General features: G+C 63.1%; 20 protein-coding genes, 1 tRNA gene and 1 other RNA gene. 13 read left to right on the forward strand and 9 right to left on the reverse strand.

The genetic code is table 11. The annotated features are described in order from the left end of the window. Positions 1–22 precede the first annotated feature (22 nt). Entirely contained in the window at positions 23–757 is a 735-nt protein-coding gene (locus tag J3350_RS02520; protein WP_097792739.1) for a peptidylprolyl isomerase, read from the reverse strand. Between the two features lie 268 nt (positions 758–1,025). Here J3350_RS02520 and J3350_RS02525 point away from each other — a divergent pair, with 268 nt between their 5' ends. The 3 genes from J3350_RS02525 to J3350_RS02535 all read left to right on the forward strand — a co-directional run bounded on the left by J3350_RS02525 (position 1,026) and on the right by J3350_RS02535 (position 2,464). Next, positions 1,026–1,340 (forward strand): DUF1292 domain-containing protein, encoded by a 315-nt coding sequence (locus J3350_RS02525; protein WP_055190606.1) that lies wholly within the window; start codon positions 1,026–1,028, stop codon positions 1,338–1,340. 26 nt (positions 1,341–1,366) lie between these two features. Next, a non-coding RNA gene (gene ssrS / locus J3350_RS02530) (6S RNA) lies at positions 1,367–1,571 on the forward strand. Positions 1,572–1,828: 257 nt separating this feature from the next. After that, entirely contained in the window at positions 1,829–2,464 is a 636-nt protein-coding gene (locus J3350_RS02535; RefSeq protein ID WP_207685566.1) for a hypothetical protein, read from the forward strand. Positions 2,465–2,511: 47 nt separating this feature from the next. Here J3350_RS02535 and J3350_RS02540 read toward each other — a convergent pair whose 3' ends face one another. From J3350_RS02540 to J3350_RS02555, 4 genes are all read right to left on the reverse strand, one after another. After that, on the reverse strand, positions 2,512–2,715 hold the full coding sequence (locus J3350_RS02540; RefSeq protein ID WP_097792741.1) for a DUF378 domain-containing protein: 204 nt from the start codon (positions 2,713–2,715) through the stop codon (positions 2,512–2,514). A 64-nt stretch (positions 2,716–2,779) separates the two neighbouring features. Beyond that, on the reverse strand, positions 2,780–3,670 hold the full coding sequence (gene ispE, locus J3350_RS02545; protein WP_207685567.1) for a 4-(cytidine 5'-diphospho)-2-C-methyl-D-erythritol kinase: 891 nt from the start codon (positions 3,668–3,670) through the stop codon (positions 2,780–2,782). A gap of 12 nt (positions 3,671–3,682) precedes the next feature. Continuing rightward, positions 3,683–4,867: a pyridoxal phosphate-dependent aminotransferase gene (locus tag J3350_RS02550; protein WP_207685568.1), complete on the reverse strand. Its 1,185-nt coding sequence runs from the start codon at positions 4,865–4,867 to the stop codon at positions 3,683–3,685. Then, a complete protein-coding gene (locus J3350_RS02555) occupies positions 4,867–5,346 on the reverse strand; it encodes an Lrp/AsnC family transcriptional regulator (RefSeq protein ID WP_207685569.1) in 480 nt (159 codons plus the stop codon). The genes J3350_RS02550 and J3350_RS02555 overlap by 1 nt, the downstream gene beginning before the upstream one ends. Before the next feature lie 339 nt (positions 5,347–5,685). Here J3350_RS02555 and J3350_RS02560 point away from each other — a divergent pair, with 339 nt between their 5' ends. From J3350_RS02560 to J3350_RS02590, 7 genes are all read left to right on the forward strand, one after another. Continuing rightward, complete coding sequence (locus tag J3350_RS02560) at positions 5,686–5,955, forward strand: ACT domain-containing protein (RefSeq protein WP_097792745.1); 270 nt, start codon at positions 5,686–5,688, stop codon at positions 5,953–5,955. Positions 5,956–6,109: 154 nt separating this feature from the next. Continuing rightward, entirely contained in the window at positions 6,110–7,477 is a 1,368-nt protein-coding gene (locus J3350_RS02565) for a PFL family protein (RefSeq protein WP_097792746.1), read from the forward strand. 79 nt (positions 7,478–7,556) lie between these two features. After that, positions 7,557–7,922: an endonuclease domain-containing protein gene (locus tag J3350_RS02570; RefSeq protein WP_207685570.1), complete on the forward strand. Its 366-nt coding sequence runs from the start codon at positions 7,557–7,559 to the stop codon at positions 7,920–7,922. A gap of 135 nt (positions 7,923–8,057) precedes the next feature. Beyond that, positions 8,058–8,690, forward strand: a complete 633-nt coding sequence (locus tag J3350_RS02575; RefSeq protein WP_207685571.1) for a stage II sporulation protein R — start codon at positions 8,058–8,060, stop codon at positions 8,688–8,690. 149 nt (positions 8,691–8,839) lie between these two features. After that, positions 8,840–9,310 carry a peptidoglycan-binding protein gene (locus tag J3350_RS02580; RefSeq protein ID WP_207685655.1) on the forward strand — a complete coding sequence of 157 codons (471 nt, stop codon included), beginning with the start codon at positions 8,840–8,842 and terminating at the stop codon, positions 9,308–9,310. A gap of 358 nt (positions 9,311–9,668) precedes the next feature. Beyond that, positions 9,669–10,808, forward strand: a complete 1,140-nt coding sequence (locus tag J3350_RS02585) for an exonuclease SbcCD subunit D (protein WP_097792748.1) — start codon at positions 9,669–9,671, stop codon at positions 10,806–10,808. Continuing rightward, on the forward strand, positions 10,805–13,597 hold the full coding sequence (locus tag J3350_RS02590) for an AAA family ATPase (protein ID WP_207685572.1): 2,793 nt from the start codon (positions 10,805–10,807) through the stop codon (positions 13,595–13,597). The genes J3350_RS02585 and J3350_RS02590 overlap by 4 nt, the downstream gene beginning before the upstream one ends. A gap of 85 nt (positions 13,598–13,682) precedes the next feature. On the opposite strand, the gene dnaK is transcribed toward J3350_RS02590, so the two are convergent. After that, a complete protein-coding gene (gene dnaK / locus J3350_RS02595) occupies positions 13,683–15,482 on the reverse strand; it encodes a molecular chaperone DnaK (RefSeq protein WP_207685573.1) in 1,800 nt (599 codons plus the stop codon). 109 nt (positions 15,483–15,591) lie between these two features. Further along, positions 15,592–16,656 (reverse strand): SseB family protein, encoded by a 1,065-nt coding sequence (locus J3350_RS02600; protein WP_097792751.1) that lies wholly within the window; start codon positions 16,654–16,656, stop codon positions 15,592–15,594. A gap of 183 nt (positions 16,657–16,839) precedes the next feature. Between J3350_RS02600 and J3350_RS02605 the strand changes: the two genes are divergently transcribed. Further along, on the forward strand, positions 16,840–18,579 hold the full coding sequence (locus J3350_RS02605; protein WP_304999665.1) for an ABC transporter ATP-binding protein: 1,740 nt from the start codon (positions 16,840–16,842) through the stop codon (positions 18,577–18,579). Further along, on the forward strand, positions 18,576–20,351 hold the full coding sequence (locus J3350_RS02610) for an ABC transporter ATP-binding protein (RefSeq protein WP_207685574.1): 1,776 nt from the start codon (positions 18,576–18,578) through the stop codon (positions 20,349–20,351). The genes J3350_RS02605 and J3350_RS02610 overlap by 4 nt, the downstream gene beginning before the upstream one ends. A 75-nt stretch (positions 20,352–20,426) precedes the next feature. Here J3350_RS02610 and J3350_RS02615 read toward each other — a convergent pair whose 3' ends face one another. Both J3350_RS02615 and J3350_RS02620 read right to left on the reverse strand, forming a co-directional pair. Further along, complete coding sequence (locus J3350_RS02615; protein WP_207685575.1) at positions 20,427–21,362, reverse strand: FKBP-type peptidylprolyl isomerase; 936 nt, start codon at positions 21,360–21,362, stop codon at positions 20,427–20,429. 12 nt (positions 21,363–21,374) lie between these two features. Continuing rightward, positions 21,375–21,749 carry a DUF3592 domain-containing protein gene (locus J3350_RS02620; RefSeq protein WP_097792754.1) on the reverse strand — a complete coding sequence of 125 codons (375 nt, stop codon included), beginning with the start codon at positions 21,747–21,749 and terminating at the stop codon, positions 21,375–21,377. Between the two features lie 234 nt (positions 21,750–21,983). Between J3350_RS02620 and J3350_RS02625 the strand changes: the two genes are divergently transcribed. Continuing rightward, a tRNA-Leu gene (locus J3350_RS02625) sits at positions 21,984–22,067 on the forward strand. Positions 22,068–22,318 lie beyond the last annotated feature (251 nt).

Genomic DNA, 22,318 nt, shown 5'->3' on the forward strand with positions numbered 1-22,318 from the left:
GCCTTTTTGCATTGCGTAGTTGTTATTGATACGTCTCGATGCTGACGCTGTGGATGGTGATGGCCTCGGTGGGCTTCTGGTTCTCATCCACCGCCGTCTGGGCGATGTTGTCCACGATGTCCATCCCCTCGTACACCTGGCCGAAGACGGTGTCGGTGTAGTCAAGGTAGGGTGCGCCGCCCGCCGTCTGGTAGGCGGCCACGACCTCGGCGCGGTAGGAGGCCGCGTTCATCTGGTCCACAAGCTCCTGCGTCACGGAATCGCCGCCGGGCAGCGACTCCATCACATAGAAGACGCTGGCGCACTGGCCGGAGGCATCCGTGGCCGCACACAGCGCCCCGGCGTAGTGATGGAGCCGGTCGGTGGCCTCAATGGGGTAGCGGCTGCCGTTCCAGATGGTGGTACCTTTGCCATCGGCCCCCTGCCCGGCCTCGACGAGAAATTCGTTCTCGACGCGGGAAACGGTCAGGCCGTTGTAGTACCCCGCCTGCGCAAGGCCGATGAAGTTGTCGCAGGCCTGCGGGGCCAGCGTGGGGAAGAGCACGGCCTTGAACACGCCCGCCGAGGTATCGAACACCGCGATGGTGTCGCCCGCCGCCGGGTGGGTGAACTGCACCTCGGCGGACTCCACCGCCGGGCGGGAGATGGCTTTCGGCCCCGAAGTGCCGCTGAGCTTGTCCTTGAGCGAACAGCCCGTCAGCGCCACACAGCCCAGGAGCGCCAGCACCGCCAGCGCTTTTTTATAAAAACGATTCATAACTCTGACCTCTCGGTGAATAGCATAGTAACAGCTTCCCGCTCGCCCGGAACCGAGCAGGCGGTACACAGAGTTCAGTATAGCATATTTCTGCGCCGGATGCGAGAGGGAAATGCGTGAAAATTTGTCCGCAGATTTCTGTGCGAAAAACATCTTGACGAGCGGGCAAAAAAACGCTACACTATAAGCACAGCAAGGGCCTGTGGGAGCACAGAAAGCCCCGGCTGCCCCAACTTTATTTTTCGTTTGTAACAGGAGAACGTATCTTATGGCAGAAGAGATCAAGAACCCGAACGCCGAAGAGGAATATCAGCCCGATCTGATGACCCTTGAGGACGAGGACGGCAACGAAGTCACCTTTGAGGTGATCGACGCGCTGGACCATAAGGGCGTGCATTATATGGCCGTCGTGGAATACGCCGAGGACGAGGAAGACGTGAACGAGGATGCTCAGCTCGTCATCCTGAGCGTCGGCGAAGACAGCGAGGGCGAATATCTGGATGTCGTGGAAGACGACGAGACCCTGCTGGAAGTCAGCAAGCTGTTCGAGAAGCGGCTGAGCGACCAGTTCGAGATCGAGTAAGTTTTTCAGACGATTGACCCGTGCAAAACTTCCTGCCCGGCTCGATTTGTTGCGGTTTATATGATCCTACTAATCATTCAACGGGAGCCCGGCGTTCGCCGGTGGATTGCAGACCTCCCCGCTGTGGGCTCGACCCCAGAGGTTCGATGAGGAAGCGTGAATCCGGAGACAGGGCACCCACCTGTCCGCAAGGGTAGGTTTGATTGCCGCAGACGACCGGGCGGGATCTTTTTATAGGAACTTCATCCACCGCTGTCCTCTGCCAGGAGGAACAGTGTGTGGATTTTTTTATACCCTCTCAGTCTCGCTGCGCTCGCCAGCTTATCCCCTTCTGGCGCAAATGTGCCACCTCCCCCGGCCGGGGGAGTCTTTCGAAAGGGAGAGCCCTTGGCAAGCCGGTTTTGGCTGTTGGTTTTCGCCCTGCGGGCTCTTTTGCAGCAGGGCTTCGCGGATTTGTCAGCGTGTTTGAAAGGATGTGCAATTGCGGCATGAAGTCTGAGCATCTGGTGGGGACGAACATCCCCCGATTCACCTACGACACCCCCACGGTACCGGAAAACGATTTTTATACCCTGTGCGAGGGCAGCCGACCCCTGTGCATGATCTTCCTGCCGGGGTTCGACCATCCCGTCAGCCGTGAGTACATCACCCGCTACCTCAAGACCCTGCCCGCCCTCAAGGGCGCACGGCTGGCCTGTGTGGTGCGGTCCAGCGCCAAGGCGGTGGCCACGGCCACCCGCGGGTCGGAGTTTCCCTTCCCGGTCATCTGCGACGGGCCGGGTGTGCTGTACGGCTATCTGGGCGTGGAGCAGACCCGCGGCCTGCTGAGCTGGAGCTTCGCGGCCCAGAAGATCTACAAGGCCGCCAAAGATGCCGGTTATCACTACGACAAGTCTGCCCCGCAGATCCTGCCGCTGACACTGGTGGTGGGCCCCATGGGCAGGGTCCTGTTCACCCATTCCGGCCGCAGCCAGACCGACCTGCCCGAAGACTGCGCCGCCATCCACGAGGTCGTCCGGGCCGTGGAGGCAGCTACCGTTCAGGCCCGCACCGACGCGAACCCCCACTGCTCCGACGAGACCCTTACCCTGCCCGACCTGATGGGCTGGGATGACGGGACCTGACCCAGCAAAAGAGCCACGGCTGCGGCCGTGGCCCTTTTTGGTTCGTCTCACTCGATGTCGTCGTCCGTGAACAAGCCTGGAATGCCGCAGACTGCGGCGATGCCGACCACGGTGAAGACGATGCGGGACCAGATGGAGCTGCTGCCACCCAGCAGCCACCCCACAAAATCGAACTGGAACAGCCCGACCAGGCCCCAGTTGATGCCGCCGATGATCATCAAGATCAGGCACACTTTATAAAAGGTCTGCACGAAAAGACCCCCTTTCCTTTGGGAATAGCATTTCCCAGGAAAGAGGGTCTTATTCCGTTTTGCGTTACAGCATCCACTTCGGGGCGGTGACCCGTGCACCGCCCTTGTCGGGCTGAGCCACATAGACCTGCGGCCAGCGGATCTTCAGGGCTGCAGCCGCCGTGCGGGCTTCGGCTTCATCGGCAAAGATGCCGAACACCGCCGCGCCGCTGCCGGTCATCAGGGCCGTGAGCGCACCGTGTTCGCAGAGCGCAGCCTTGATGGCCTCATTGTCCTTGGCACCGCTGCACTCTTCCAGCGCGTTGCCTGCGGCGGCACAGACGGCGGCCAGATCTTCGGCGCGGATCGCGGCTTCCTGCGCCTCGCAGTCGGGGTGGCGGCTGCTGCCCACCCGGTCGTAAGCCGCAAAGGCCTCCGGGGTCGAGACACCGTAGTCCGGCATGACCACCGTGAACCAGCAGTCCGGGCAGGGCGGCAGAGCTTTCATCACATCACCCACGCCCTGCACCCGGCAGGTGCCGCCCATAAGGGCAAACGGCACATCGGCACCGATTTTGGCACCCAGCGCGCAGAGCTCGCTCATGGACAGATGTGCCCCATACAGAGCATTCAGTCCCACGAGGACGGCGGCGGCATCCGCACTGCCGCCCGCCATACCGGCCCGCACGGGCACGTTCTTATAGATGGTGATGTCCACCCCCGCCAGCAGGCCGGTGTAGCGGAAGAACGCGATAGCCGCCTTGATGGCGGTGTTGCTGTCGTTGGCGGCAACCGGGCTTCCGGGCAGAGAGAGGTTCAGGCCGCTGCTGCGGGCCAGCACCACCTTTTCATACAGGGTGATGGCCTGCATGGTCATGTCAAGGTCGTGGTATCCGTTGGGCAGAGTACCCACCACGTCCAGCGCCAGATTCAGCTTGGCAGGGGCCAGAACGGTCACACGGTTCAGTTTTGCCATTTTCAACTCTCCTCACTGCGGCATTGCGATGCCGTTTTCCTCCAAAAAGGCGCGGATGCGCTTCATGGCTTCGGTCAGATGCTCCACCGAGTACGCATACGACACGCGGCAGTACCCCTCGCCGGAAGCGCCGAAGGCATCGCCGGGCACCAGTGCCACGTGCTTCTGCTCCAGCAGCCGGGTGCAGAACTCCTGGCTGGTCATCCCGGTGGACTTGATGCAGGGGAAGGCGTAGAACGCACCCCGTGGCTCAAAACAGGTCAGGCCCATGGCGTTGAAGCCCTTCACCACCAGACGGCGGCGCATGTTGTACTCATCCCGCATCCGGTCGATCTCGCCGTCGCAGTCCTTCAGGGCTGTGATGGCGGCGTACTGGCTGGTGGTGGGGGCGCTCATGATGGCGCTCTGGTGGATCTTGGTCATGATCTTGATGATGGGAGCCGGGCCGCAGGCATAGCCCAGACGCCAGCCGGTCATCGCATAGCTCTTGGAGAAGCCGTTCACCACGATGGTCCGCTCGGCCATGCCGGGCAGGGTGGCAATGGAGACGTGCGGCCGCAGGCCGTAGTTCAGCTCGGCGTAGATCTCATCCGACAGCACCAGAACATTCGTGTCCCGCAGAACGTCGGCGATGGCTTCGAGGTCTTCCTTCTCCATCACGGCACCGGTGGGGTTGTTCGGGAACGGCATGATGAGCAGCTTGGTCCTAGGGGTGATGGCCGCTTTCAGGGCCTCCGGGCGGAGGCGGAACTCATCCTCCTGGCGGCAGGCCACATGGACCGGCACACCGCCTGACAGAGTGGTGATGGGCTCATAGCAGACGAAGCACGGCTCCGGGATGACGACTTCGTCCCCCGGCTGCACCACGGTGCGGATGCACATATCAATGGCCTCACTGCCGCCCACGGTGACCAGCACCTGGCTCAGCGGGTCGTAGTGCAGGTTCATCCGGCGCTCCAGATAGCGGCAGATCTCTGCGCGCAGCTCCTTCAGGCCCGCATTGGCGGTATAGCGGGTGCGGCCGTGTTCCAGGCTCTCGATGCCGGCCTCGCGCACGGCCCAGGGCGTTTTGAAATCCGGTTCGCCGACGCCCAGGCTGATGCACTCCGGCATGTCGGCGGCAAGGTCGAAGAATTTGCGGATGCCGGAGGGGCGCATGGCCGCAGCGGCAGGCGCGATCAGTTTATCGTAATCCATCACAGCACGGTGCACTCTCTTTCATCGATTTCGTCGTCCTGGTAGAAGCGGCCCTCTTTCTTATAGGTACGCAGGACAAAATGGGTGGCCGTGGACAGCACGTCGTCCAGCGGGCTCAGGCGCTTGGCCACGAACAGGGCGATCTCCTGGAAGGTCTGCCCCTTGATGATCAGCTGCAGATCGTAGCCGCCGCTCATCAGCAGCACGCTCTCCACCTCGTCAAAGGCGGCGATGGTGGCTGCGATCTCGTCAAAGCCGCGGCTCTTCTTGGGGCTGACGTTCAGTTCGATGACGGCCTCCACCCGGTTCACCCCGGCCTTTTCCCAGTCCACAAGGGTCTTGTAGCCCTTGATGATGCCCTGCGCACGGGCCAGGTCGATCATCGCCGCCACCTCAGCGGGGGATTTATTCAGCATCGTGGCAATGTCCTCGATCGGCAGCCGCGCGTTGTCTTCCAGAAGTTTCAAAAGCTGTTCCATCGTCGTTACTCCTTTGTATCCGCGGCGTACCGCGTCGATTTGTATCTTTCAGTATAGCACAAGCGCGCCGTATTTGCATCTTGTTTTTTGGATAGACCGTCTTTTCCGCTCAGTTCTCGTTCTTTTTTCCAAAAAGTGTGTTCAAAAACCGGTAAATCTGCTATACTGGAAGGGAAATCAACCTCTCCGTCATTGCTTCGCAATGCCACCTCCCCTAACGAGGGGAGGCCTTGGCAGCCGATTTCACTTCATCTTACTGCCAAAGGCTCCCCTACCAGGGGAGCTGGCGGGCGCAAGCCCGACTGAGAGGTTTTCCATCAACTATTGGGGGTAAGGAATATGAAAGCATTCATCACGGTCATCGGCCACGACACCGTCGGCGTCGTCGCAAAAGTTGCTGCCCTGTGCAGTGAGCTCAACATCAACATCGAAGACGTGACTCAGAGCATCCTGCAGGGCATGTTCGCCATGATCATGCTGGTGGACATCAGCCATTGCAGCGTCAGCCACGAGGAACTGCACAACCGCACAGACGCCCTGGCCAAGGAGATGGGGATGCAGATCAACGTCACCCGTCAGGAAGTGTTCGACGCGATGCACACGATCTAACCTCTCCGTCATCGCTGACGCGATGCCACCTCCCCTATTGAGGGGAGGCCTTGGCAAGCCGGTTTTGAACGTGTTAACCGCCTGCGGCTCCAAAGCAGCCGGGCTTCGCGTTTTTGTCAGCGACAGAGGAATCTAAGAGAGAAGGGAATCTATTATGAGCATGATGAATACCGGTGACATCCTCGAAACCATCGAGATGTTCACCCAGGACAATCTGGACGTGCGGACCGTGACCATGGGCATCAGCCTGCTGGACTGCATCGACCCGGACCCGAAAAAGGCCTGTGAGAAGGTCTACAACAAGATCGTGACCAAGGCGGCCAATCTGGTGCCCGCCGTGGAGCACATCAGCGCCGAATACGGCATCCCCATCATCAACAAGCGCATCAGCGTGACGCCCATCGCCATGCTGCTGGGTGCCTGCCCGGATGCCGACCCGGTGGACTTTGCCAAAGCACTGGATGCCGCCGGCAAGAAGGTGGGCGTCAACTTTGTGGGCGGCTACACGGCCCTTGTGCACAAGGGCTTTTCGGCGGGCGACCTCCGGCTCATCGAGTCCATCCCCCGCGCACTGGCGGAGACCGACATCGTGTGCAGCTCGGTGAACATCGGTGCCACCAAGGCGGGCCTGAACATGGACGCCATCAAGCTGATGGGCGAGGCCGTCAAGAAGGCCAGCGAGCTGACGGCAGACCGTCAGTGCATCGGTGCGGCCAAGCTGGTCGTCTTCTGCAATGCGCCGGAGGACAACCCCTTCATGGCCGGTGCATTCCACGGCCCCGGCGAGCCTGACTGCGAGATTCACGTCGGTGTCTCCGGCCCCGGTGCAGTGCGCGCCGCGCTGGCCAAACTGCCCAAGGATGCCCCCATCGACGAGGTGGCCGAGCTGGTCAAGCGCACGGCGTTCAAGATCACCCGCGTGGGCCAGCTGGTGGCAAACCTCGCCTCCAAGGCGCTGGGTGTGCCCGCCGGCATCATCGACCTGTCGCTGGCCCCCACCCCGGCCGTGGGCGACAGCGTGGCCAACATCCTCGAAGAGATGGGCCTTGAGACCTGCGGCTGCTGCGGCACCACAGCCTGCCTGGCCCTGCTGAACGATGCCGTCAAGAAGGGCGGCGTCATGGCCTCCAACCACGTGGGCGGCCTGTCCGGTGCCTTCATCCCCGTCAGCGAGGACGACGGCATGATCCACGCAGCGGAGTGCGGCTGCCTGACCATCGAAAAGCTCGAAGCTATGACCGCCGTCTGCTCGGTGGGCATCGACATGGTCATCATCCCCGGCGACACCACCCCTGCCGTCATCAGCGCCCTCATCGCCGACGAAGCCGCCATCGGCATGGTCAACAGCAAGACCACCGCCGTCCGCGTCATCCCGGCCATCGGCCGCAAGGCAGGCGAGATCCTGGACTTCGGCGGTCTGCTGGGCTATGGCCCCATCATGCCGGTCAACCAGCGCGACCCGTCGGTCTTCATCAACCGCGGCGGCCGCCTGCCCGCCCCGATGCAGTCGCTGAAGAACTGACCCTCTCAGTCAATGCTTCGCATTGCCAGCTCCCCCGAAGGGGGAGCTTCAGCAGTGACGTGTGTACGCTCTATTCATTATGAAACTTGATATTGTTCCCAAAAATCATGGTATGCTCCCGCAGGCTCGTGCGTTGCGCCGCAATATGACTCCACAGGAAGCAAAGTTGTGGTATCAATTTTTACGAAACTATCCTGTTAAAATCTACAAGCAGCGTATCATTGAATCCTTTATCGTCGATTTTTATTGTTCAAAGGCTCAATTGGTCATCGAAGTGGATGGCACACAGCATTTTTCTGAACAGGGACAGACTTATGACCGCGAACGAAGCGCTATTTTAGCGCAATACTATTTACAAGTCCTGCGTTTTTCGAATGCGGAAGTGGATTTTCATTTTGACTCTGTCTGCGAAAAGATTCATCAAACGATCCAATCTCGTTTATGATGTTTCCCTTTTCCATTCAAGCTCCCCCTTCGGGGGAGCTGTCGCCGCAGGCGACTGAGAGGGTTTCCGCTGTATAATCACACCCAAACAGACCCAGACTCTGGATAGTATTTCCAGAGAAAGGGTCTGTTTTTTATGTACAGCCGCATTTTATCCCGCCAGATGACCGTCTGGTGCATCACACTCAGCGGTGCGCTCGCGCTCTGCATCGGTCTGCAGGGCCTGCTGGGCTGGGGCCGCACCCAGCTCGACACCGGAGCCGCGCTTGCCGCCGACACTCTGCGGCTCCACATCCGCGCTGCCAGCGACACCACCGCCGACCAGACCGACAAGCTGGCCGTGCGGGACGCCGTGCTCGCGTATCTGGACACGGCCTGCCCGGCGGCAGACCAGCCCGCCGCCCTCCGCTGGGCTGCGGCCCATCTGTCCGAGCTGCAGTGGGTCGCCCGCACCGTGCTGGCCGGGCGCGGCAGTTTTGCTCCGGTGCGGGTGTATCTGGTGGAAATGTACTTCGGCACCACCCGCTACTCTGCCTCGGCCCTGCCCGCCGGGCGGTATCAGGCCCTGCGCATCGACATCGGTGCAGCCCCCTATGGTCGGAACTGGTGGTGTGTGCTCTACCCCGGCCTCTGCCGCACCGCCTGCGGCGGCTATGCCGCCCCCGCCGAGAACGACCTCGTCTGCGGGCGGTATCTCCTGCGGTTCAAATGCGTGGAGTGGTGGCAGAAGCACACCGCCCGCCGGGAAGATGTCATCCTGCTGGGATGACATCTCCGTCATCGCATCCGCGATGCCGCCTCTCCCGGCAGGAGAGGCCCTGGCCGTCGGGTATTGCCTGCCGGATCCGACAAAGGTTCCCACGAACACTTCCACCTTCCGCCGCATAAGCTCCTGGTGGAAGGAGTGTGAGTTTGACCATGGCAATTCCTGCCTATTATTCCCTCATCCAGCGCGGCTCCACCGGCCCCGACGTAGCACTGGTGCAGACCTGGCTCAACGGCCTGCGCGACACCTGCACCTGGTACCACGAGCTGACCACGGACGGGCGGTTCGGCACCAAGAGCGTGAACGCGGTGAAGGAGTTCCAGCTCAAGAACGACATGAATGTGGACGGCAAGGTGGGCGCGAACACCTGGAACGTGCTCTACACCCAGTACACCGCCAAGCACGGCCTGCACGTCCCCTACCCCGGCATCGTGCTGCGGCAGGGCAGTTCCGGCGGCACGGTCCGGCTGGTGCAGCAGAAGCTGAACGCGCTGGGTGAAAAGCTCTCCACCGACGGCAAATACGGTGCTTCCACCGCAGCCGCCGTGGAGCGCTACCAGCGCCGCAACGGCCTCACTGCCGACGGTACAGTCGGCAAAGCCACCTGGGAGAAGATGTTCTGACGACGGCCCACCCTCTCCGTCTGCTTCGCAGACAGCTCCCTCGAAGGGGGAGCCACTGGCGAGACGGTTTTGGGCGTACTGGATGAGCAAAGTTTCTTGAAACCATAAAATGGAGTGCTCCGTTGTTTCGTTCGACCGCATCTACCCAAACGCTCTTTGTCAGAGCGCAGTACAGATGTTGTTGGCCCTGACAGCGGAGCACTTCCGTTTACGATACGAAATACGTTCAGCGTCCAGCAGGGGCTGCCCGGCATGCCAATGGCTCGCCCTTCGGGAGAGCTGGCAAACCCGCAGGGTTTGACTGAGAGGGTAAGGCCGTTTATAATAAGAGCATCCCCAACTGAAAGGCGGTGCTCCCATGCGTTTTCTTCACCTCTCCGACCTGCACCTCGGCAAGCGGGTCTGCGAGTTCTCCATGCTGGACGACCAGCGGTATATTCTGGAGGAGATCTTGTCGCTCCTCGACACCCACCCCGTGGACGCTGTGCTGCTGGCGGGCGACCTCTACGACAAACCCGTGCCCCCCGCCGAAGCCGTCCGTCTGCTGGACTGGTTCCTCACCGAACTGGCCGACCGGAAGCTGCCGGTCTTCGCCATCAGCGGCAACCACGACTCCGCCGAGCGGGTCGCGTTCGGTGCCCATCTGCTGGCGGGGAGCCAGGTCTACGTCAGCCCGGTGTTCGAAGGGGCCCCGGCCCCCATCCCCCTCACCGACGCATACGGCCCGGTGGACATTTACTTACTGCCCTTCCTGAAACCCGCCACGGTGCGCCACATCTACCCGGACGAGCCCATCGAGAGCTACAGCGACGCCCTGGGCTGTGTGCTGCGCCGCTGCGCCCCCGACCCGGCCCGCCGCAGCGTGCTGGTGGCCCACCAGTTCGTGGCCGGTGCCGCCGCCTGCGAGAGCGAGGAGCCATCGGTGGGCGGGCTGGACTGTGTGGATGCCGCCCTCTTTGACGGCTTCGACTATGTGGCCCTCGGCCACCTGCACAGCCCTCAGAAGGTGGGCCGCGATACCCTGCGCTACTGCGGCACCCCGCTGAAGTATTCCTTCTCGGAGGCACACCAGCACAAGAGCGCAACGTTTGTGGAGCTGGGGCCGAAGGGAGAGGTCACGCTTTCCACCGCGCCGCTGACCCCGAAGCACGACCTGCGGGAGCTACGCGGCAGCTACATGGAGCTGACCGACCGCCGCAGCTACGCAGGCACGGCCACCGACGACTATCTGCACATCACCCTGACCGACGAGCAGGATGTGCCCGATGCGCTGGCCCGGCTGCGGGTCATTTACCCGAACCTGATGCGGCTGGACTACGACAACCTCCGCACCCGCACCCAGGCCGACCTCGACGCCCCGGCCCAGACCGAGCAGAAAACACCGCTGGAACACTTCGCGGCCTTTTATGCGCTGCAAAACAATCAGCCCCTGAGCGCCGAGCAGGCTGCGTTCTGCCAGCAGCTCATTGAAACGCTCTGGAAGGAGGAGGACGCATGAGACCCCTGAAGCTGACCCTCTCGGCCTTCGGGCCATACGCCAGCGCCGTCACGCTGGAACTGGAGCGCCTGGGCAAAGGCGGCCTGTATCTCGTCACCGGTGACACCGGCGCGGGCAAGACCACCCTTTTCGATGCCATCACCTATGCCCTGTACGACCATTCCAGCGGCGGTGTGCGGGACGGTGCCATGCTGCGCAGCAAGTACGCCGACCCCGGCACCCCCACCTTTGTCGAGCTGGAATTTGAGGTGCGCGGCCAGCGGTACACCGTCCGCCGCAACCCGGACTACCTCCGCCCCAAAGCGCGTGGCGAAGGCACGACCACCGAAAAGGCGGATGCCGTCCTCACCTACCCGGACGGACGCCCGCCCGTGACCCGGTCGAAGGATGTCACCGCCGCCGTCACCGCCCTCATCGGGCTGGACTACGACCAATTCTGCCAGATCGCCATGATCGCGCAGGGGCAGTTCACCCGCCTGCTCAACGCCACGACCGAGGAGCGGAGCAAGATCTTCCGCAAACTGTTCCGCACCCAGCGCTACCAGAAATTGCAAGACGCGCTGCAAGAGGAGAACGCCCGCCTCACGGCCCAGCGCACGGCCCAGAATGTCCAGCTGGACGCGGTGCTCTCCGGCATCCGCTATCCGGAGACCGACCCCGACGCTGAAGCGCTGGGTGGGCTTTCGGCGCAGCGCCCCGCCGAGGAAGTCACCGCCCTGCTGGACGGGCTCCTCACCCGGCAGGAAGCGGAACTCTCCGCTGCTGCCGCCGCCCACACCGCCGCGCAGACGCAGCTGGATGCTTTGCAGCAGACGCTGGGCCGGGCCGAGCAGGCCGAAGCCCTCCGCCGCCAGCGGGTCGAAAAGCAGGCCGAGCTTGCCGCCCTGCTCCCCCGCCGGGACGCGGCCCGCGCCGATGCGGCCCGCCATGCAGGCGATGCCGCTGCACTGGACGCTCTGACCACCCAGCTGGAGCGGGCCAGAGCGGGCCTTGACGCCTGCGACGCGCTGGACAAGCTCTGCCGCGCACAGACCGCCGCCCGCAGCGAGGCCGACCTGGAACAGGCCAAAGCCCGCAAGGCGCGGGCCCAGCTGACCGCACTGGATGCGGAACTCGCCGCGCTGGACGCCGAAGCGGCCGCCCTCGGCGACCCGGAGACCCGGAATGTGGCCCTGACCGCTCAGGCCGAGCAGCTCACCCGCCGGGAGACCGCCCTCACCGCGCTGGCTCAAAGCCTGACCGAAGACCAGCGCCGCACCCACGCAGCCCGACAGGCACAGGACGCCTACCGCACCGCAGCCGCCGCGCAGGAAGCCGCCCACGCGGAGCGGGACGCCTGCGAGCGGGCATTTCTGGACGCACAGGCCGGGCTTCTGGCGCAGGGCCTTGCCGAAGGCACCCCCTGCCCCGTCTGCGGCAGTGTCCACCACCCGGCCAAAGCAGCGCTGCCTCACACCGCCCCCACCCAGGCGCAGGTGACCGCCGCCAAGCAGGCGGCCGAAGCAGCAGACCGCGAAGCGCAGGACCGCGCGGCCGCAGCCCGCGAAGCCCTCGCCGCCCAGCGGGAGGGCAAAGCCACCCTCCGCCGGGACGCCGAAAGCCTTCTGCCCGAACGCTTCACCTCGCCGGAGGGGCCGGTCGCTCTGACCGTGGCCCTGCTGAAAACGGCTCTTGCCGAGGAGACTGCCGCGCTCCAGACCGCACAGGCCGAGAACCGCACAGCCCGGCAAAAGGGCGCCGCCGACTGCGCCCTCCGCACCCGGCTGGATACCGCCCGCAAGACCAAAACGGCCCAGCGCACTGCGCTGGAAGCAGCAGCGGCCTCTGCCGAACAGACTGCCGCTGCCCGCGAAGCCACGGCTGCAGCGCTGGAACAGCAGATCACCGAAGCCCGGCAGACCGCACCGGCCAGCCGCGCCGAGGCCCAGCAGACAGTCGCCGACCTGACGGCCCAGCGCACTGCCCTGCGCACCGGCATGGAGCAAGCCGAAGCCGCCCGCCGCGCTGCGGAAAACGCCGTCGCTGCCGCCGAAGCCGCCGTGCAGGCCCTGCAAGACCAGCAGGCCCCGGAGACCGGGGCCGCAGACCTCGACGCTTTGCGCACCCGGCTCGCCGCGCTGCAAACGGCCCGCCAGCAGGCCGCCGAGCAGGAAAAGGCCCTGACAGCCCAGCTTGTGCCCAACCGCCGCGCCGCCGCCGACTACCGCCGCCTGGCCGCGGCCCGGCAGGTGCTGGAGTCCCGCTGGCAGTGGGTCAACGCGCTGGCCTCCACAGCGGGCGGCACCCTGAGCAGCAAACAGAAGATCAAACTGGAAGCCTACATCCAGATGCACTATCTCGACCGCATCCTCGTCCACGCCAACACCCGCCTGATGCAGATGACCGCCGGGCAGTACGAGCTGGAGCGGGTGGGGGCCGAGACCCAGCGCAGCCAGCCCGGCCTGGCCCTCGGCGTCACCGACCACCACAACGGCACCCGCCGCAGCGTGAAGACCCTTTCCGGCGGCGAGAGCTTCAAGGCCTCGCTGGCGCTGGCGCTGGGCCTTTCGGACGAAGTCCAGAGCACGGCCGGCGGCATCCGGCTGGATACCCTCTTCCTCGACGAGGGCTTCGGCTCCCTCGACGACGAGAGTCTGGAACAGGCCATCCGGGTCCTCTCCGGCCTGACCGAAGGCGACCGGCTCGTGGGCATCATCTCCCATGTCGCCGCCCTCAAAGACCGCATCGACCATCAGGTCCTTGTCAAAAAGGCCCGCAGCGGGGGGAGCACGGTGGAGCTGATCGTGTAAACATGTCCGTTTCTCCACCCTCTGTTCCGGCCCTGCCGAAAAAAAAATCTCCGCGCAGCTGCGCGGAGATTTTTTGTTTGCCTTCTTATTGTTCTTTCTGTTCTTCGCTCGTGTAGAGCATCATCAGGTGGTTGGCCGAAGCTTCCAGCTGCTCTTTGGCTTGCCGGAGGTTTGCTTCCTCGGTCTCGTTCATCTTTTCGGGTTTGTCCTTCCGCAGGCAGCGGCGGAGGTTGGCCACATTGGCCTTGATGCGGTTCTTCTCGTCCTTGTCCAGCTCCTTTTTGCACTTGGACAGGGCCTCATCCACCTTGTAGGCCAGCACTTCGGCCTGATTGTGAAGTTCCAGCCGCTCTTTCCGGCGGCTGTCCTCGGCCTCATACGCGGCGGCATCCGCCATGGCGCGCTGGATCTCGTGTTCCGACAGGTTCGTGCTGCCGGTGATGGTGATGTTCTGCTCCCGCCCGGTGCCGAGGTCTTTGGCGGAGACCTTCACGACGCCGTTGACGTCGATGTCAAAGGTCACTTCGATCTGCGGTTTGGACGAGAAGCTGGCACGGATGCCGTTCAGCTTGAACTTGCCCAGGCTCTTGTTGTCCCGCGCAAAATGGCGTTCTCCCTGCAGGACGTTGATCTCCACGCTGGTCTGCATCGGGCGCGCCGTCGTGAAGATCTGGCTCTTCCGGGTGGGGATCATGCTGTTGCGGGTGATGAGCGGGGTCGCCACGCCGCCCAGCGTCTCAATGGACAAGGTCAGCGGGGTGACATCCATCAGCACCAGCCCCTGCGCAGCGGCACCGGAAGCACCGGCCAGCTTGCCGCCGCCCTGCAGCAGAGCGCCCTGGACCGCTGCGCCCATGGCGACGCATTCGTCCGGGTTCAGGCTGTGGCTGGGCTCGCAGCCCAGCAGCTCTTTGACCTGACGTTCTACGGCCGGCATCCGGGTGCTGCCGCCCACCAGAAGCACCTTGCCCAGCTGGCTGGCGGCGATGCCCGCATCCCGCAGGGCATTCTGCACCGGCTGCACGGTGCGGGCCAGCAGGTCGCCGGTCATCATCTCGAACTGCGGGCGGGTGAGCGTCAGGTCCAGATGGTGGGGGCCGTCTTTGCCCACCGCAATGAAGGGCAGGTTCAGCTGGGCGCTCAGCGCGCTGGACAGCTCCTTCTTGGCCTTTTCGGCCTCCTCTTTCAGGCGGCCCATGGCGGCGGGGTCGCGGCTCAGGTCGATGCGGTCGGATTTCTTGAACTCCGCCACCGCATACTCCACGATCCGCTCATCGAAATCATCGCCGCCCAGATGGGTGTCGCCGCCGGTGGCCAGCACCGTGAAGGTGCCATCCTCGATCTCGATGATGGAGACATCGAAAGTGCCGCCGCCCAGGTCATAGACCAAAATCTTCTGCGGTGCTTCGTTGTCCAGGCCGTAGGCCACCGCTGCGGCCGTAGGCTCGTTGATGATGCGCAGAACGTTCAGCCCCGCGATACGGCCTGCGTCCTGCGTGGACTTGCGCTGGCTGTCGTCAAAATAGGCAGGCACTGTGATGACGGCCTCGGTCACCGGCTCGCCGAGGTAGCTCTCAGCGTCGCGGCGGATCTTCGTCAGGATCATGGCGCTGATTTCCTGCGGGGTCAGGTCCTTGCCGTCGATGTGGACCCGGTGGTCGGAACCCATATAGCGCTTGATGCTGGAGATGGTGCGGCCGGAGTTGGTCGCGATCTGGCGCTTGGCCGCACCGCCCACCAGACGCTCACCGTCTCTGGTAAAGGCGACCACGCTGGGGGTGGTGCGTTCGCCCTCGGCATTGGCGATGACCACGGGCTTGCCGCCCTCGACCACTGCCACACAAGAGTTGGTCGTTCCAAGGTCGATTCCGATCACGTTGCTCATAGTGCTTGTCCTCTTTTCTTGCGGCACAGATTTTTTTCCAGAATCATCTTACTGATTTCCTATGACGATTTCATAGAACAAATGTAAAGAATTTGTGTTCCTGCCGATTTCATCGGTTTTCCGGCCCTTCGTTCATCAGCTCCGCCACGGTCTTCCGGGTCTCGTCCAGCCAGATCTCCGCGTCCGGTGCCCCCTCTTCCAGCTGGATGCAGAAGCCCTGCTCGGCCTCCGCCAGCTCCATCAGCGCCTTTTTGCGGGAGACATACCGCGTTTCGCACTGGGCGATGCGGAGCCGGATCTGCGGCGTATAGGAGACATCCGGCATCCCGCGGGCGGCACTCTGGGCGCGGCGGTAGTATTGCAGCGCGGCGGCGGCTTCCTGCCCGGAGGCCGCTGCGTCATCGCCAAGGGCGATCATAGCCTGCACTTCCCCGGCCTTGGCGGCTTTTTTCCACATCCGCCGGGCCTGTACCTTGCTGCGCCGGGCACCCCGGCCCTGATACAGGCAGTCGCCCAACAGCGCCAGCGCTTCGGCGCTGCCCGCCTCGACGGCTTTTTCATAGTGCTGCACCGCCTCGGCCCAGCTGCCCTGCCGCGCGGCATCGTAGCCCGCATCCAGTTCTTCCAGACCGGGGCCTTCGCTGCCCCGCTCCGACTTGAGCAGCCCGTTCAGGATGGAGCCATCCAGCGTAGCGGAATTGGTCCACGGGTCGATGACCACACCGTCGATGCCGTCGGTGTTCAGGGCATATTCCATGGCCTCCCGCATCCCGCGCTCGGCCATGGGCCGGGTGGCCGTGGCGCGCTCGGCTTCCGCCGTCTTCACCGACGTGAACAGGGGCAGGTAGCTGCGCTCCTTCCGGGTGTGGAGCAGCCAGGGGTCCAGCCCTTCTGCCTTTTCCGCCGGGATGGGCATGGAAGCCCACGGGGCCGGGCCGCTCTGCGGGTCGGCTGCGGCATCCAGCGGCACCAGCACCCGCGTTTTCAGCTCCAGTGCATAGTTCAGGGCGTTCATCAGGTTCCAGAAATGCGTCTCGTTCTGCTCTCGGTAGAGCCGCTCCACGGCCTGCTCCACCACCGGGCAGCCCGTGCCCGCCGGGCTATATTGGGGGGCGGCCTTTTTCTTCCGACTGCCCACCGGGCGGAACCGCCGTGCGCTTTTCTCGTATGCCATTTGCATCACCCTTCTTTTTCCATCCGTCATAATAATTTATTATAGCAGGATTTTCCAAGTTTCACAATGGGGAAGACGCACCGCATTTTTCCGCAAAACAATAGCATTCCGATTCCGGTTGTATTATAATATGCGATGGGAAAGTTTCCCCCGATTTACATTTCAGAAAAGGAGTCTTTCGCCTTGAACAAAATGCTTACCCACCTGAACGGCTACAAGCGCGAGGCCGTCCTCGCGCCGCTGTTCAAGATGCTGGAAGCCACGTTCGACCTGTTTGTCCCTCTGGTCATGGCAGACATCGTCAACGTCGGCATTGCGGCGCACGACCTGCATTATATCCTTGTGCGGTGCGGCATCCTGCTGCTGCTCGCCGTCATCGGCCTGACCTGCAGCCTGACGGCCCAGTATTTCTCCGCCAAGGCCGCTGTGGGCTACTCCACCTCGCTGCGCCATGCGCTGTTCGAGCACATCCAGAAGCTCGGCTTCACCGAGATGGATACGCTGGGCACCAGCACCCTCATCACCCGCATGACCAGCGACATCAATCAGGTGCAGAGCGGCCTGAACCTCTTCCTCCGCCTGTTCCTGCGCAGCCCGTTCGTGGTGGTCGGTGCCATGGTCATGGCCTTCACGGTCAATGCGCGGGCCGCATGGATCTTCGTGGTGGCCATCCCGCTGCTGTCCATCGTGGTCTTCGGCGTCATGGTCCTGACCAACCCGCTGTATAAGACCGCCCAGACCCGTCTGGACCGGGTGCTGGGTCTGACCCGCGAGAACCTGACCGGCGTTCGCGTCGTCCGCGCCTTTGACAAGGAGAAGAGCGAGATCGACCGCTTCGAGTCCGCCAACGACCTGCTGACCAAAATGCAGCTCCACGTCGGCCATCTCTCCTCCCTGATGAGCCCGCTGACCTACGTGATCATCAACCTGGCCATCGTGGCGCTGCTGTATGTGGGCAGCATCGAGATCAACATCGGCGGCATGGCAGCCGGTGATGTCATCGCGCTGGTCAACTACATGAACCAGATTCTGGTCGAGCTGGTCAAGCTGGCCAACCTCATCGTGCAGATCAGCAAGGCGCTGGCCTGCGCCAGCCGTGTGCAGGCGGTGCTGGACACGGAACCGGGGATGGCGTTCCCCGCTGCCCTTCCGGATGCCGTGGAGGCCGGCAAGGCCGACGACGCCGTCCGGTTCGACCATGTCAGCCTGACCTACGCCGGTGCCGGTGCGCCCAGCCTGTCGGACATCAGCTTCACGGCCAAACGCGGCCAGACCATCGGCGTTATCGGCGGCACAGGCAGCGGCAAATCCAGCCTCATCAACCTCATCCCCCGCTTCTACGATGCCACCGAGGGTTCGGTTGAGATCCTGGGCCGTCCGGCGCAGGCATACCCGCGGGACGTTCTGCGCGGCAGCGTCAGCGTCGTCATGCAGAAAGCGCAGCTCTTCGGCGGCACCACCCGCTCGACCCTGCTCTGGGGCAACAAGAACGCCTCGGATGCCGACCTGTGGGCCGCACTGGAAACGGCGCAGGCTGCGGAATTCGTCAAGACGAAGCCCCTTGGGCTGGACGAGCCGGTGGAGCAGGGCGGCCGGAACCTCTCCGGCGGCCAGAAGCAGCGCCTGACCATTGCCCGCGCGCTGGTGGGCAAGCCCGACATCCTCATTCTGGATGACAGCGCCAGCGCTCTGGACTACGCCACCGACGCCGCCCTGCGCAAGGCGCTGGCGGCTCTGCCCGGCAGCCTGACCGTCTTCATTGTCAGCCAGCGCGCCGCCAGCCTGCAGCACGCCGACCAGATCCTCGTTCTGGACGACGGCAAACTCGTCGGCCTCGGCAAACACGCCGACCTGCTGGCCTCCTGCCCGGTCTATGAGGAGATCTATGCCAGCCAGTTCAAGAAAGGGGATGCGCAGAAATGAGTGCAAAAGCAAAGAGCAGCCTGACCCCGGAACAGCGCAAGGCAACGCTCCGCCGGGTGCTGGAAAAGATCCGCCCCTACCGCTTTTTCGTGGGGTGCAGCCTCATCGTGGCCGCCGTGAGCGTGGCTGCCCAGCTGTATATCCCCATCCTCTGCGGCAGCGCCATCGACCTGATGCTCGGCAAGGGCCGCGTGGACTTTGCCGGTGTGATGCAGATCATCATGCAGATCGTGGCCGTAGCCATCCTCGCAGCCTTTGCGCAGTGGCTGCTGAGCGTCTGCAACAACCGCATCACCTTCTCCGTCAGCCGCGACCTGCGCAATGCCGCCCTGCGGAAGATCCAGACTCTCCCCCTCTCCTACCTCGACAGCCACCCCTCCGGCGACATCGTCAGCCGGATGATCGCCGATGTGGACACCTTTGCCGACGGCCTGCTGATGGGCTTCACCCAGCTGTTCTCCGGCCTGCTGACCATCTTCGGCACCCTGCTGTTCATGCTGTGGGAGAATGTCCCCATCACGCTGGTGGTCGTCTGCATCACCCCGCTGAGCCTGGTGGTGGCCAGCTTCCTGGCCAAGCGCAGCTACAAGTATTTTCAGGGGCAGAGCACCGTGCGCGGTGAGCAGACCGCTCTGGTCAATGAGATGATCGAAGGCCAGAAGGTTGTGCAGGCCTTCGGCCACGAGGCCGAGAGCCTTGCCGCCTTTGACGAGGTGAACACGCGGCTGCAGGATGTCAGCCTGAAGGCCATCTTCTTCTCCAGCATGACCAACCCCGCCACCCGTTTCGTCAACAACATCGTCTATGCAGGCGTCGGCCTGGTGGGTGCGATCTATGCTGTGGTGGGCGGCATCACCATCGGTCAGCTGAGCATCTTCCTCAACTACGCCAACCAGTACACCAAGCCCTTCAACGAGATCTCCGGCGTCGTCACCGAGCTGCAGAACGCACTGGCCTGCGCGGCCCGCGTCTTTGAGCTGCTGGACGCCGACGACCAGGTGCCCGAAGCCGAACACGCCAGGGTGCTGCAGCCGGACGGCCATGTGGAGCTGAAGGATGTCTCCTTCCGCTACCTGCCGGACCGCCCCCTTATCGAGGGCCTGAACCTGGACGTCAAGCCCGGCCAGCGCATTGCCATCGTCGGCCCCACCGGCTGCGGCAAGACCACCCTCATCAACCTGCTCATGCGGTTCTATGATGTCAACGGCGGCTCCATCACCGTCTCCGGCGACGACATCCGGAACGTGACCCGCGCTTCCCTGCGCGGCAGCTACGGCATGGTGCTGCAGGACACCTGGCTGCGCGCCGGCACCGTCCGCGAGAACATCGCCTACGGCAAGCCCGACGCCACCGACGAAGAGATCGTTGCCGCGGCCAAAGCAGCCCACGCCGACAGCTTCATCCGCCGCCTGCCAGACGGTTACGATACCGTCATCGCGGAGGACGGCGGCAACATCAGCCAGGGCCAGAAGCAGCTGCTCTGCATCGCCCGCGTCATGCTCTGCCTGCCGCCCATGCTGATTCTGGACGAGGCCACCTCCTCCATCGACACCCGCACCGAGGTGCGCATCCAGGCCGCGTTCGCCCGGATGATGCAGGGCCGCACGAGCTTCATCGTGGCCCACCGCCTGTCCACCATCCGCGAGGCCGACGTCATCCTTGTGATGAAGGACGGCCACATCGTGGAGCAGGGCAATCACGACGAACTGCTGGCCCAGGGCGGTTTCTACGCCAAGCTCTACAACAGCCAGTTCGAGGGCGTGGAGACCTGACCGGCACAAACAAAAAATGGGATGCTTGAAACAAGCATCCCATTTTTGTTTGCCAGAATCCTGCCGCCCGTCGTTTCAGACTGCCTCGACCACCACCGGCTCCTCCGGCGGCGGGGTCAGCGTGGAGTGCGCCCGCACAAAGGCAGCTGCGCGCTGGCTGGCAATGCCCTGCCGCAGCTTCCGCTTGTCGTTGGACGGGAAAGTCCGCTCCCCGTTCCAGCCCTCCAGCGCAGCCTGCACCTCGGCCTCTGTGGGCCAGAGATGTTCCGTTTCGGCGACCAGCAGAAGCCCCAGACGCCCCCGCAGTTTCTGTTCCGCCTGCGCGTGAAGCTCCGCCCGGAACTGTTCCACCGTCTGGCCCTGCACCTTCAGGTATTGGTCAAAGTTGATGTTGTTCGCCTGCATCCGCAGGTTGAACTCCCGCTGCTCGGCAAAGTAGTTGCCCGCCACCAATTGCTTCGGCAGCGCGCCCTTCACCTCGCCGCCGAGCTGGTAGACCAGCTCCCGCTCGGCCAGCGTCTCGGCCTGGGCGCAGCGGGTCTTGTAGATCTCCCGCGCCACACGGTCCCGCAGGGCTTTTTTGCCCGCCTCGTCGGCGGCGCGGTCCTCGTCGCCGTGGTGGCGGTTGATCTCCAGTTCAAGGGTCAGTTTCCGGATAGGCCGGGGCCGGATGGGCTGCACAAAGCCGGTGTACCGCTCCAGCTCCAGCGGCGGCAGGCAGAAGAACTCCGCCCCCGCCCGGAACCCTTCGGCCCGGTTGACGGCCAGCAGCTCAAAGTCCGGGTCGGTCACCGGGACGAGCCGGTGCTCTTCCATCAGCTGCGCGAACAGCGGCGAAAAGCCTTCCAGAATGGCGCGGTTCACCGCTGCCGTCAGCAGGTCTTCTTCCTCTTTGGGCGCATCCGGTGCCGCCTGCTCGGCCTGCACCGCTGCTTCCAGCTCCTCGGCACTGGCCGAAAAGACCACCCGGCAGTCGCCCGGTTCCGGCATCCCAAAATGTTCCAATTTCATGGCATTTCCTCCTCACCGCACAAATCCAGCCATCAGCAGCACCAGCACCACAGCCAGAGCAAAGTACAGCACTTCGGCCCCCAGCACGGCGCGGTCGCCTTCCACATACATCTTCTCCGGATCTTCCGGGTCATAATATAAGGTCACGGTCTCCCCGGCCGCAAAGCCCTTGCCCTTGGCCGCTTTCGGGTAATGGAGGCGGTGGCTGCCGCCTGCCGTCTCAAATTCCAGCACATAGGCCTGACCGTCCCGGCCCTGCGCGGTGCCCGCAACGCGGGCGGTGACCTTTTCGCCTTTTGTCTGCAAGCGCCGCCGCGCAAGCACACTGCGCACCCCCATGCCGAGCATGAGCGCCGCCCCGATGATAAAGATCAGAAAGTTGAACATGTGTGGTTCCCTCATTCCATCGTATTTTGCCGCAGGGCCCCCGGCCCCGGACAGCTCAGGTCTTATTGTATCATATTTCACCGAAAATTTCGCCCCATCGTCCTCATTCCGGTGCCAAAATTTCATCCGGAATTTTTGTCAAAAAAATTCGAAAAAAGCGCTTGACATTTCCGGTTTCCATGGTATAATTACTATCGTTCCGAGCGACACGGCTCACGAACGAAAACAAAATATGCGGATATGGCGGAATTGGCAGACGCGTTAGATTCAGGTTCTAATCGGGGCAACTCGGTGGAGGTTCAAGTCCTCTTATCCGCACTCTCAAACGACAGCTTTCAAAAAGGCTGTCGTTTTTCTTTTTTGTATCCGTCCTTTTGGAAACGCTCTGCTATGCGGATAAGAGGACTTGAACAGCACGGCCCTGCCGCAGGCGGGGCAACAAAAGCCCAAGTGAGGCTGTTGCTTAGCCCGCGGTTCCTAGACCCATAGGAATGTCTACCGGGAGGACTGCCGTTAAAAAGCAAAAGACCAGAGTTGTAAAGCCTTTTGGCTGAATAACTCTGGTCTTT

Origin of the sequence: Faecalibacterium sp. Marseille-Q3530 (assembly GCF_017377625.1) — a bacterium.
Lineage (GTDB): Bacteria > Bacillota > Clostridia > Oscillospirales > Ruminococcaceae > Faecalibacterium > Faecalibacterium prausnitzii_E.